The sequence below is a fragment of the Paenibacillus sp. An7 genome (genome assembly GCF_009870785.1).
Lineage (GTDB): Bacteria > Bacillota > Bacilli > Paenibacillales > Paenibacillaceae > Paenibacillus.
Genome location: NZ_WTWX01000011.1, coordinates 111598 through 123972 on the forward strand (window position 1 = coordinate 111598; position 12375 = coordinate 123972).

Annotated in this window: 15 protein-coding genes and 1 riboswitch; of the genes, 3 read left to right on the forward strand and 12 right to left on the reverse strand. The window is 37.8% G+C overall.

The features are described from left to right. Positions 1–13: 13 nt before the first annotated feature. The 5 genes from ectA to ehuB are packed head-to-tail and all read right to left on the reverse strand — an operon-like array spanning position 14 to position 3604. Positions 14–526, reverse strand: coding sequence for a diaminobutyrate acetyltransferase (ectA, locus tag GQY27_RS14035; RefSeq protein ID WP_160035423.1), 513 nt, complete (start codon positions 524–526; stop codon positions 14–16). Between the two features lie 41 nt (positions 527–567). Next, a complete protein-coding gene (gene ehuA, locus GQY27_RS14040) occupies positions 568–1416 on the reverse strand; it encodes an ectoine/hydroxyectoine ABC transporter ATP-binding protein EhuA (RefSeq protein ID WP_328803002.1) in 849 nt (282 codons plus the stop codon). A 12-nt stretch (positions 1417–1428) separates the two neighbouring features. Then, the gene (gene ehuD / locus GQY27_RS14045; protein ID WP_160035425.1) at positions 1429–2091 is read right to left on the reverse strand and encodes an ectoine/hydroxyectoine ABC transporter permease subunit EhuD; all 663 of its coding nucleotides are present in this window, start codon (positions 2089–2091) and stop codon (positions 1429–1431) included. A gap of 3 nt (positions 2092–2094) precedes the next feature. Further along, positions 2095–2748: an ectoine/hydroxyectoine ABC transporter permease subunit EhuC gene (gene ehuC, locus GQY27_RS14050; RefSeq protein ID WP_160035427.1), complete on the reverse strand. Its 654-nt coding sequence runs from the start codon at positions 2746–2748 to the stop codon at positions 2095–2097. Position 2749: 1 nt separating this feature from the next. Continuing rightward, positions 2750–3604, reverse strand: a complete 855-nt coding sequence (gene ehuB / locus GQY27_RS14055; RefSeq protein WP_442950910.1) for an ectoine/hydroxyectoine ABC transporter substrate-binding protein EhuB — start codon at positions 3602–3604, stop codon at positions 2750–2752. Positions 3605–3957: 353 nt separating this feature from the next. After that, a riboswitch (cyclic di-AMP (ydaO/yuaA leader) is annotated at positions 3958–4101 on the reverse strand. Positions 4102–4575: 474 nt separating this feature from the next. Here ehuB and GQY27_RS14060 point away from each other — a divergent pair. From GQY27_RS14060 to GQY27_RS14070, 3 genes are read left to right on the forward strand one after another with little or no spacing between them, the layout of a single operon-like run. After that, positions 4576–5214: a TetR/AcrR family transcriptional regulator gene (locus GQY27_RS14060; RefSeq protein ID WP_160035429.1), complete on the forward strand. Its 639-nt coding sequence runs from the start codon at positions 4576–4578 to the stop codon at positions 5212–5214. A gap of 56 nt (positions 5215–5270) precedes the next feature. Then, positions 5271–6473 (forward strand): MFS transporter, encoded by a 1203-nt coding sequence (locus tag GQY27_RS14065; protein WP_160035431.1) that lies wholly within the window; start codon positions 5271–5273, stop codon positions 6471–6473. A 16-nt stretch (positions 6474–6489) separates the two neighbouring features. Further along, positions 6490–7221: an alpha/beta hydrolase gene (locus GQY27_RS14070; protein ID WP_160035433.1), complete on the forward strand. Its 732-nt coding sequence runs from the start codon at positions 6490–6492 to the stop codon at positions 7219–7221. Positions 7222–7688: 467 nt separating this feature from the next. Here GQY27_RS14070 and GQY27_RS14075 read toward each other — a convergent pair whose 3' ends face one another. The 7 genes from GQY27_RS14075 to GQY27_RS14105 form a co-directional block, all read right to left on the reverse strand. Then, positions 7689–8519, reverse strand: a complete 831-nt coding sequence (locus GQY27_RS14075; RefSeq protein ID WP_160035435.1) for an undecaprenyl-diphosphate phosphatase — start codon at positions 8517–8519, stop codon at positions 7689–7691. A 278-nt stretch (positions 8520–8797) separates the two neighbouring features. Beyond that, positions 8798–9070, reverse strand: a complete 273-nt coding sequence (locus tag GQY27_RS14080; protein ID WP_160035437.1) for a hypothetical protein — start codon at positions 9068–9070, stop codon at positions 8798–8800. Positions 9071–9102: 32 nt separating this feature from the next. Beyond that, positions 9103–9480, reverse strand: coding sequence for a hypothetical protein (locus GQY27_RS14085; protein WP_160035439.1), 378 nt, complete (start codon positions 9478–9480; stop codon positions 9103–9105). A gap of 275 nt (positions 9481–9755) precedes the next feature. Then, positions 9756–10154 carry a hypothetical protein gene (locus tag GQY27_RS14090; protein ID WP_160035441.1) on the reverse strand — a complete coding sequence of 133 codons (399 nt, stop codon included), beginning with the start codon at positions 10152–10154 and terminating at the stop codon, positions 9756–9758. Positions 10155–10222: 68 nt separating this feature from the next. Further along, the gene (locus GQY27_RS14095) at positions 10223–10915 is read right to left on the reverse strand and encodes a hypothetical protein (protein WP_160035443.1); all 693 of its coding nucleotides are present in this window, start codon (positions 10913–10915) and stop codon (positions 10223–10225) included. Between the two features lie 88 nt (positions 10916–11003). Continuing rightward, on the reverse strand, positions 11004–11870 hold the full coding sequence (locus GQY27_RS14100) for a YwqG family protein (RefSeq protein ID WP_236570603.1): 867 nt from the start codon (positions 11868–11870) through the stop codon (positions 11004–11006). A gap of 130 nt (positions 11871–12000) precedes the next feature. After that, a complete protein-coding gene (locus GQY27_RS14105) occupies positions 12001–12213 on the reverse strand; it encodes a hypothetical protein (RefSeq protein ID WP_160035445.1) in 213 nt (70 codons plus the stop codon). Positions 12214–12375: the final 162 nt, after the last annotated feature.

Genomic DNA, 12375 nt, shown 5'->3' on the forward strand with positions numbered 1-12375 from the left:
CCCCTCCATTGATTCACATTTGATTAATGATTGGTCCGATAACAAACAGTGGCTCATCCTCATGATTTGTTCGATCTGGAAACATATCTGCACTATACCCCACTGTAACAATACTCGGAATGGATCTCTCCTCAGCAAAGCTCAGGAATAACCTGTTAGATGCCATATTCGAAGGTGAAATGGTTGCTTCAATAAAACGCACGCTTTGGCACCCTTTTTGTTTCAAAAGATTCGTCAGCATGGTCTTTGCTATCCCTTGCCTCCGGTGCGTCCCAGCTACTGCGACCTGCCATACAAACAGCCGATCTTGATTTCGTGGTGAAAGAAATGCTGAGATAAATCCGATGATGGCTCCCTCATGTTCGGCAATCAGACAAGTATCATTGAAATAATCTCCAAGCAGCATGTAACAGTAGGGTGAGTTTAGATCGAGCGTTCCTGTATCTCGAATGAGTTCCCATATGCCGGCTCCGTCTTGTGCTATCGGTTTACGGTATATAATCTCGGTTTCCGTGTTGACTGCCATCTTAAATTATTCCCTCCTTCTATTTCTAATTTGAATTCATGTTAATTTCCTGAAGAACGAAAACGCTGCAAAAAGCTCTGTAATCGGTCACTTTGTGGGTTCTCAAATATCTCTTCCGGTGTTCCCTGTTCCACGATTAATCCATCTGCACCGAAAATCACTCGGTCTGCGATTTCTTTGGCAAATTCCATCTCGTGTGTAATCAACATCATCGCCATCTCTCCTTCTTCAGCGATTTCGCGGATTACCTCTAACACCTCACCCACGAGCTCAGGATCAAGGGCTGAAGTTACCTCATCAAACACCATAACTTTGGGTCGCATTACAAGTGCTCTCGCAATAGCAACACGTTGTTTTTGCCCACCGGATAACTTAGACGGATACACCTTCAGCTTATCTTCTAGTCCAACCTTAGTAAGCATCGTAACTGCACGTTCCTCTGCCTCTTCTTTGCTTAAGCCAAGTACTTTACGTGGAGCCTCTGTCACATTACGCATCACATTCATATGAGGAAACAGATTGAAATGCTGGAACACCATCCCGACATTACATCGCATCCGGTGCAGATGCTTTTCGTTTGCGCGAACGATCCCGCCCTTATGCTCCATATGCCATAGAAGCTCACCATCTACTTCAATCGTTCCACTGGTCGGTTCTTCAAGTGTCATCAGCATACGTCCCATGGTTGTTTTACCTGAGCCGCTGGGACCAATAACAGCAACCTTTTCTCCCGGCTGCATCTCCAAATCAATACCTTTAAGAACTTCTACATTTCCAAATGACTTCGTCACACCTGTGTATTTCACAATAGGAGATGTGTCCGGTATGATTTGATTCAACTTTCCTTGTGCAGAAACTTCCGTTTCATCACGTTCAAATACCGTGTTCATATATTTCCCTCCTTATCTTTCTCTTTGTAGTTTCATGCGCTTCTCCAGCTGTTGCACGAGTAACGAAGCGATATAACTAATAATGAAGAACAATACACCAACTAACGTATACGGTTCAAAAGCTCGGAAAGATAAAGATACGATATTCTTGGCTGTGAGCATAAGCTCAACCAACGTAATTGCGCATAGAATGGGTGTCTCTTTAAACATAATGATTAGATAATTCCCAAGTACAGGTATAATTGGTGGAATCGCTTGCGGTAAAATTATTTTCTTCCAGGTTTGAGATTTCGTATAATTCAGTGCTTTTGCTGCTTCCCATTGACCCTTTGGAACAGCCTCGATGCCAGAACGATATACCTCTGAGAGGTATGTGCTGTAATGAAGTCCGAGGGCTATGACGCCAGTATAGAAGGCCGGAATGGAAATACCCACAAGTAGCGGCAGACTGTAATAAAGAAAGAACACTTGAACAAGTAAAGGTGTATTACGTATAAACTGTATAACTCCTTTTGTCACTAACGATAGGGGTTTTAATCGACTTCGTGTCATAAATGCGAGAAGTAAACCAACGAATAATGCCAATACGAAGGCATAAATCGTGATCAACACCGTCATTTTTAATGCCCCGATCAACTGAGGCAAAATATCAAATACATAATTCCAATCCCACATATGTTATAACCTCCCCGTTGTCAATTTCCGTTCAAGTAACTGAACAGCGATAGAAACTAGGGTAGCGATAACAAAATACATCAGCAGAAGCAGCACTAAAATCTCCGTTGTAAAAGAGATGTAGTTATTACGAAGCACCATCGCCTGATATGTGAGATCCGCCATCGTAATGAAATAGACGAGCGATGTTGATTTAATCAATTCCACCATCTGGTTCCCGAAAGACGGCAGCATTTGTAGCGAAGCTTGAGGAAGAATAACATATGTTAACCTTTTCCAGGGTTTCATATTTAGTGCTATAGCAGCCTCAGTCTGACCTTTTGGTACTGCAAGCACTGCGCTTCGAACAATTTCTGATCCGTATGCCCCGAAGTTAAGTCCTATGGCAAGAATAGCAGCTAACATCTTCGGAAGCTCAATACCGATAAAGGGGAGAGCGAAGTATAACCAGAATAATTGAACCAGTAAGGAGGTTCCGCGAAAAATCTCCACATAAATCGCAGCAAAGGTACGTACAATCCAGAGTTTTGATAACCTAAGTAAACCGGCAATAAAGGACACAATGATTGCTAATATGGATGAGAAAAAAGCAACCAAGACCGTGATTTCCGCCCCTTTTAATAACGAAGGAAGAAAATCAATCCATGAATTCGGCATGTTATTCTCCGCAAAGCGCAGCAGCTGTCATATCGCCTGGAAGCTCATCCTCTGTGAATCCAAACTTTTGCAATATTTCGAGCAGCTCGCCTGAGTCTTTCATTTTTTGAAGCTCTGCATTATATGCCTCTTGAAATTCGGTGTCTGCTTGACGAAAAGCTGTCGCCCCATATCCGCGAACACTCTCACCATCCACTGTAGGTTGGGTGAAGTCAGCAACACGTTCAATTTTATTATCATTGGCCGATTCGAGCATCGCCTGAAGTGATGGTCCCGTCATCGTTATGGCCTGCACACGGTCAGCTTGGAGTGCGCTAATCGCTGAAGCTTGGTCGGGAACTTGAATAATACGCTCGGAAGGGATACCAGACTTTTCTAAATACTCAATCTCCACGGCACCTGTCATGACAGCAACTTTTGCATCTCCATTACTCGCGATACCTTCATAACTTACAAGATCTAGCGGATTCCCCTGCTTAACTGCAAGTGCTTCTCCAATGCTATACTCCGGGTTCGCGAATAAGACGGCAGAACAGCGATTTGGATTAATAAACATTCCCGCTGTAATAAGATCGAATCTTTTAGCTTGCAAGCCGGCTACTAATGAACCAAACTCTGTTAGCTCACCTCTCATCTCCTTCACGCCTAGCCGCTCTAGGATTACACGTGCTATTTCAACAGCTTCTCCTGTTAGTTTTCCATCAGCCTCTTTGTATGCGTATGGCTTTTCATTTGCAAATCCTACTGTGATATAACCTTTCTCGATCGCCTCATCCAGTGTACTGCCACTTTTACTACATGCCGCAAGAGATATTACGAAGATCAATGACATTACTAGCACAAAAACTTTTCTCAACTCATTCCACAACCTTTCTCCGTTTTTGTATTCAAAAAAATGACACAACCAATACACCAAGTAAACTTACATTTTTACTTGGTTTTAATCCTTGAGAAAGTCTTAATCTGCTTACTTGAAACAGAAAACTGAATGCAGGTGTGCCCAGTGCCTCCCCTCCAACTCAAGCACCTCTTTACTTGTCAAAATAAGCACCCATGTAAACCGCACTTGGACTTCAGCAAACGGAAAAAGACCTCCACACAGGGGAATAAGACATAGCTCCGCCAGCAGGGGGTCAACAAACAAAGACAAAGGCCCCTATGATTAATGAGTAAAGGGCCTTTGTTATGTGAATTTATTATGTATGTATTAAAGGACCCATCCACTGCTGACGAGGTTAGCTGACGGACTCGGGTAAGATGGTACCCTACACATTGATTTATGTGACTCGCCCCTAATAACTGGTTCCCCCGCTCTCCAGAAAGTGCTTTCTGAAAACTAAGCGTGTGTCCATAATAAAGGGATATTTTGGAAATGTCAAACTCATTAGGAATCTTTTTGATGATAACTGATTGTTTTAACTAGGTTTAAATAGTGGATAATAACTGAATTTTTTATGTTCTTTTATGCCATCTAAAAGTTGTATTAGACGAACTTTAAACAGAGAGAATTTAGCTACATAGCAAGCATTTATTGAGGTAGCAGAATAATGAAAATAGGCTCTAATTCATGTATTTTTATTTACTTCGAATTAAGGGAAAAATGACGAGAATTTAGCAAAATAAATTTATTTCAATAAAAGTTTATTACTGATGTAAAGGAACGGTTTCAGTATGAATGAGTAAAGGCAGAAAACAAAACTAATGAAATTGATACCCAACCGTTTGAAGTTATTCAAATTTTAGTATTGCTAGTTCATGTTAAGGTGCTATAATAATCACAAATTGATAGTCAGTCTATCAAATACATCAAAATAACGGGAGGACATAGTGGAGACAAAAATAAAACGAATAGAAAAGCGAAAAGAAGAGGTGATTCTAGCTTCCATCGAGATCTTTAAAAAACATGGTATCGAGAACTCTAAGATGACGGATATCGCAGATCAAGCCGACATTGGCGTTGCCTCGATCTATCGATATTTTTCAACAAAACCCGAGCTAGTTATTGAAGCAGCCATCAAAATCTGGGAAGACGTTATTGATACCTTTTATAAGGATTTCAGTACGGAGAGCTATAAATCACTGAACGGAATAAGAAGTGTCGAAACATTATTAGAAGTTTTCCTAAAGCTTTATAAACATCATAAAGATTTCATGAGATTTATCGAAGAGTTCGACCACTATATTACAAAAGAAAAGATATCACCAGATAAATTGGAATTGTATGAAAGTGCAATTTTAAATTTGAAACCGCTTATGCTGGATGCTCTTCAAAAAGGTAAACAAGATGGAAGTATCATACAGCAAGTTGATAACCACATTTTTTATATGAGCATTACTCATACACTACTAAGCTTGTGCCAGAAATTAATCTCAAGAAACACCATACTAAACAGCGATCAAGATGTCGAAGGAGAAGTACAAGTCAAACTCATTATTGAAATGGCAATACAATATCTAAGTAAATAAAAAGTTAAAGGTATTATGGGAATGGATTCACTTCACTATAAAAAAGGGGTGCAGCAATGAGCAAAAAATCCTTGCCTTATATAATTGGTCTTCCCAACTTAGGTGTAGGTTTGTTATGGGCTATGAATCTGACATTAATACCAATGCTTGTAGCGACTTTCAATGTTAGTAACACGAAGACTGGCCTGTTAATTACGATGGGTTCTTTTACTGGAATATTTGTTCAATACATATCTGGCGTACTAAGTGATCGATCCAATTTTAAAATGGGCAAACGCAAACCATTTATGCTTATGGGAACCATCGTTACGACGATATCTATGTGTTTCCTCCCTTTTGCACCCAGTTATGGGTCTTTGTTTGCAATCGCCTTCATTTTTTATTTTAGTTTAAATTTCTATCAAGGTCCCTATTACTCTTTAATTCCGGAGACCGTTGAAGAAAGCCAGCTCGGACTTGCTAATGGATTCTCTAAAGTAGTTAGTGTTCTAGGCGGCGCTTTTATCTTTATCATGGGTCCTCTCCTATGGGACAGCACGAGCTCCCTCAATAAAAACCATAGTCTCCCCTTTTTTGTAAGTGCAGTTCTCGGCATCCTAACTGTCATAATCACCTTAGCTTTAATCAAAGAAAAAAAGACAGTTAGAGCGGCTGCTAAGCCCGCAAAATTAGCATTTGATTTCTACAAGTATCCTTCAGCCATGAAGTTATTTACTGCCATCTTTTTTATCTATCTTGGTTATGGAAGTATCACACCTTACTTTGTAAAATATTGCGTAAATAACCTGAATCTATCTGCGGATACCGCAAGCTTCTCCCTTTTGTTATTAACGATAACCGGCGCTATATTCGCTTATCCTTTAGGTGTTCTATCTGATAAGATCGAACGAAAAACAGTGATGCTTTTCGGAGCTGTCATTTTTGTAATTGCGATTGCGGCTGGAATATTTGTTACGGGTGCAACAGGTCTATATGCAGTGATGTGTCTCATAGGCATTGGATTTATCGCCATTCAAGTGACTTCATATGCCATACTAGCCGAAGTTGTTCCTCCAGATCGACTAGGTGAATTTATGGGTATCTTCAATTTCTTTGTATCCATCTCTCAATTTATTTCAGGACTACTGATGGGTGTATTACTAGACTCCATAGGCTATAAAGTATTCTTTCCTTTATCCGGTCTTTGGATTGCTATTGCGGTAATTATTCTTTGGGCAAGTTCAATTAACAAATCCGAGAAAACCGATTTTACATGTTAGTGAGGGACTTATCATAATGAAAAACTTAGATTTTAGGCAGAGTTATTTCTTTTCAGGAAATGATACGGGTTGTCTTTTAATTCATGGTTTTACCTCCACCCCTGCAGAGCTTCGAGAGCTTGGTGAGCATTTGCACAAAGAGGGATATACCGTGCTTGGCGCAAGACTTTCTGGACATGGAACTACTGTTGAGGATTTGGAGAAAACCAAATATACAGATTGGATCCATTCGGTCCAGGAGGGTTACGCACAGCTAGCAAAAACCTGTAGTCAAATATATGTTATTGGACATTCTATGGGAGGTGTATTAGCTCTTCACCTTGCTGAGAACTATAGTGTACAAAAAATCGTAACTCTTGCTCCCGCTTTAGTCACAAAAGACAGGGCTGCAAGGTATGTAGGGATCGCAAAATATTTCCTGAAGTATACCGAATGGCCGCCAGAGGTAAGACCAGAAGAGGAAAGTAAATATTTATTAGGCTATAGTAAAATACCTTTAAGCAGCATTCATGAGTTGAATAGATTACAGAAAACCACAAAGAAATCATTACATAAAGTTGATCAACCTTTGTTAATTATACACTCTATTCAAGATAACGCTGTACATGAAAAGAGCATCCCCATAATAGAACAAGGTGTTGCGTCTAAAGAGATTAAGAAAGTGAGTTTACGTAATTGCGGTCATAATATTACCATCGAACGAGAGAAAAAAACAGTGTTTGCAGAGGTACTGCAATTCTTAAAATAGAATCCTGAAGAACCAATATAATTTGGGACAATTCTGCCCCGTTGTTTAATAAAAAGACAGCCGATCGCAATGATTGGCTGCCTTTTTCATTGAAATTACAATCTCCACGTTCCACATTTCTTTGACGACAAATCCCCAAAGGACTATACAATTCCACCATATAAAGGGGGGGCACACATATGTCTCTAACCTTCTCGTAGATAGTTTTCGCCTATGGTATTTTCAAAAAGATCCATTCTTAAACTTACCTGCTTCACTTCGCGCTTCCTAGATCTTATATGTTTTTCTGTATCCAAGAACGCAACTTATCAGCATAGATAGAACGTTCATCTGGATCAGATTCAGTTACCCTTTGACAGATATAGTTGATCATTCACATATCTAGGGTAAACATGGAGATGATAATGCCACACGTCTTGAACGCAATACAAAACAGCCGATCGTATGGATCGACTGTCTTCTTAATGTTAATACCTATCGTTCCCGAAAAACACCAGAAGCAACACCCCAACAAAGAAACAATAATATGTAAAATAAATCAATTTCCCACTTTTCATAATTCCCATAAACCATTTCAATGCAAAGAAGGTCATAAACAGTGTTGTAATAAATGCAGCTAAATACGGGATGGCTAAATCTATTTTATTCGGTTCATCTAAAAAGTCGGTTAAGCCTAATATTACACCCCCAATGCTGACTGGTATATATAACATAAAGGAAAAGCGAAGTGCAGTATCTTGTTTCATACCAACAGCAATTGCTGAAATAATCGTTGCACCTGAACGGCTAATTCCTGGTGTTAAGGCAGCCGCCTGTCCCAAACCAACAAGGAATGCATCCTTGATCGTGATATCACCTTCACCTTTATTCCCCTTCATATTACGAACCAACCATAGCGCCCCACCAGTGACAAAAAGCATTATCGCAATCGTAGCCATATTAACATTCTCTGTTATATAATCATTTAACAAAAATCCTAAAACTCCTGCTGGAATCGTACCAATGATTATAAAACATCCAAAGCGAAAGTCACTTTTATAGCGTTCGTTTCTCGTTTTCAAAAAAAGGATGGAATTAAGAGCAAGTCTTACGATATCTTCTCTATAAAAATAAAGAATAGCAAGCAGCGAAGCTGTATTTGTTAATATAGCAAAGGTAAAGCCTTGTTCACCCAATCCTAAAATTTTACTAGCAATCATTACATGACCACTAGAAGATACAGGGATCGGTTCCGTAAATCCTTGAACTAGCCCTATAATAATCATTTTGAGTACGAAAATAATATCGATGTCTCCCATTTTACCCCCCTCTAATTCTCTTGATCTTCTAATGTGATATTATAGAAAACTCCGCGTGAACGTGCCATTACTCAAACTTACAATCAACTTACATATTTGAAAGATACATTCGTTCCCCGCTAAAGGGATCTTCATCCTCCATCCATTCCATAGAAAATTATCGTTTGCACTTCCATAATAAACCATTTTGACTTTTTTACGTCATTGTTGTTTCTATAGTTCAATCCAATGCCGAAGTATAAAATCTAAATTCGGTCTTGATACCAAATACAAATAAGTTAAATCCGTTGTTTGAATATAAGCAGCACCATTCCATTTTTCGCTCCTGACATCATATCTCCTTTTTCAAACACAATTAATGATTGGATCAGACCATATGCTTGCGGCCGTTCTAACTTTGTCATCTGACTCTGTTTCTGATTATAGTACAGATTAATTTTATCTGGAGTCCACTTCTCATTTTCACCATACAACATCAAATACCTACCAAGTATGAAACCTAAAGCAAGTGCAATGAGTAGCATAAGGGGGAAGAACTTATTGATTTTCATTCAGTACTTCACCTCTCTCCCAAACTTTTAGTTCAATCAATCCAACTTTCAAAATTTTTGATTAACTTTTGAGACCTTATCGTTGCTTCCTGTCTGTCTTTGGCTGGTGCTGTGATCATATATCCGTTTGACGGAGACCACTGGTCAGCACCATTGATTACTTTAATTGTAAAATCAGAGAATTTATCATCCGTGTATACCCAACCGTAAGTGAAAATATCAGGCTCTGCTCTACCTGTTTCATCTATTATTCGAAAACCAGAGAAAATAGTTGTGAAATTGTGTCCATCATAATGCAACACTAATTTTGTTCTATCTTCAGGAATTTGCGGGACCTTATTCCCTTCAATTTCAATTGCACCTTTATAAGTTCTTTTTCCATTAATGTGATTTCGCCATTCTCCATCCAAATGTAATTTTACACTCTCGATTATTCCTTCCGTTCCTACTTGATAATAAACACCATTTATCGTCTTTATGGAATGTTTAGGAATGAAGTACCAAATAGAGAATAAACATACCATTATTACGATTGTAGTAAGTATAATTTTAATTTTTCACCTGCCTATTAGCTTAATAAAAAGATATCAAAGCACACGCTCATCTAGCCAATGATTAATTCGTACTCTGTCTTGTTTGATTAAGGAGTATTTCTTATAAAACCAAAATATTTTAAACATCAAATTTAATCTCTCTGAGCAATACGATAGTCTATGCTAATTTTACCGCCATTAGGCGTTGGTACAGCTTTAAATTTATATTTACTATTTAAGAAACCAACTGGAGCACTAATGTGGCCACTTTTACCTGGTGCGAGAGTTTTTTTCTGATCTCCATTAATTGTGATTCTTACACTTACATCCCCAGTATTTTTAATCCAAAAGTTTACTTTTGCCCTATTTTTCTTTTTTAATCGGTATGTAGCCTGAAATTCAGTTCCTGAATAACTGCCACTATTAGCTGTATCATCTTTCGACGAACTTTCAGACGACTCCGCAAAAACAGGTATAATACTAGTTCCGAACATTAGACAAACTACCAGAATAGATAACACTACTCCTTTAGAACAGGATTTAAGATTCACGATATCAAGCACTCCTTATTGTATGTTAAAGGATTTTTTTGATCGTATGCATTATAGTTTTTTAATAATTAGAGCATTTGCATGATTGCGACTAATGCAGAAAATACAACTACAGAAAACGGAATAATATATAAACATTGCTTCTTTCTTTTAGGAACAACTAGTAAAATAATAATGATCATTAGAGTATATGATATTTCCGTACCTAGCATATAAAAATAGTTACCCTTACTTATAAGAATATTTTCATATTGCTTGAAATGCTCATAATAGTCTACCGTAGAAAGATAGATTTTATATCCTTCAAATGCAATAACTGAAATCGGTAAAGCTATAACAAAATTAGAAATTAAATGATTAACATGGGAAAACCATATTATATAGGCTGGAATCATTGATAGTAATGCAAGGATACACCAAAAAAACATATATTTTAATGGAAAAAGATGAAGAAACAATATTGTATATGTGTAGTATGAAAGCAGCATTGAAATAAGGAATATAAAAACACGTATTGCGGCTAATTTGGGCGTGTAAGAATATACAGCGATCAAAGTTGAAATAAATATCCACAATCCCCAGTTGCTTCCGATGAGTCCTAGAATCGAAATCTCGTTAGGAATGATAGGTGAATCAAGTATTTTAGCAACGAGACCTAACGATAATCCCAATATGAAAGAGATTAAAATAGAATATGCTATTTTATTTTTGCCAACGTTAATATGAGCACGAATTCTATTAGATTTTAAAATAATATCCATAAATAACCATCCCTCTGGATTAGAAACTAAATTCCCCCAATAAGATTTTTCGAATGTTACTCTGTATATGTTATCCGGCGGTTATTTGCTAGCCACACTGCATTTGACACACTACTCTCTCAAAGCATAAATCAGTAAGATCATCCTCATGAATCCAAAAATAAATCCTTCCAACATCTCCCCACATCATCCCGGTTTTTTCTTCTTCAGAATCAATTTGTAGGAGTAAACGCCACTTTAATGCGGAATTAACAACCTTCTCATGAATATCCGAATTATTCAGATCATCCCAGTCGTACGGACCAACGGCTATTTCACAGCCGACTTGCATATCTCCTTGAATTTGATCAGGATGACCCATAAGTCTGTTAACGTACCCTTCCTTTGACCAATGCGGTAAAAATGATTTCCAATACTTATCAAAATGATCTCTGTTACCATTCCAGCCTAACCCCAAACTTTTCAAATAAGCTGACTCAGCAGTTGGTACAGATATACCCTCCTCATATAAAATCTTGTTCGGCTTCATTATTTCTGAATCAGTTAAATGATTAGGAATAGTTCTTCGTGAAATGTTTGAGAGACCTTCTGAGTCAATGTAGATCACTCGACAAGTGTGAGGATCATTATAAAAATCATCGTCCTCATACATAGCTTTTACAGCATAGAAAAAAGACAGCAACCCACTCTTAGGAAGAGACATATTTACTGGGCAATCCGCCAAATTAATTTGAGCAATAAAAGTCATATCATAATCTTTCCATAATGGCCATTCCATATTATCAGGAAGATCAGGATTACCTCCTACCTTGCTTCCTCCAATAGGAATCATAATGTCAGATACAGGTTCAAGAAAAAGTTGCGCTGTAGGATAAGCCCAGTTTGCAATGGCATGTCCATATTGGCCCAATCCTACTTGCTCAAGTTGTTTTACTACCGTTTGTTTGTTCAACATTATATAACCTCCAAGGGGATATTTTCTTATCTAGATTGCATCAATCTTATACACATAGATCAAACGATATAAGTAAATTCCTTCAACTCTGAAATTATTACAAATAACCTTCCAGTGATCTTATCAACTATTATCCTTTTTCCATACGCCTTCTTTTTACTACCAGTATTAGGAAAACAATAACGAATAAAATAAGGTAAGCAGTGAAAATAATTCCTAGTCCAACCCACACACCATTTTCAAAAAGGCTAAAGAATCTCTCCGAGGGTGGAATCAGTCTGAAAACTAACTTGATGATAATGAAAGCCATAGCTATGACAGCAGCGTCCCTTAAATCTTTCATTAATACACCACCTAACTAACAAGGAATACTAATTTATTGCTTTAATCGTAATTTATATAGCAGGTAATATTATAAAAGCCTTTTCTATTTTAAATTCAATTCTGCTTTACGGTAGCGTCAAGAATTTTGTGTAAATGAAAATATCCTTTTTTTGTAGAAAGT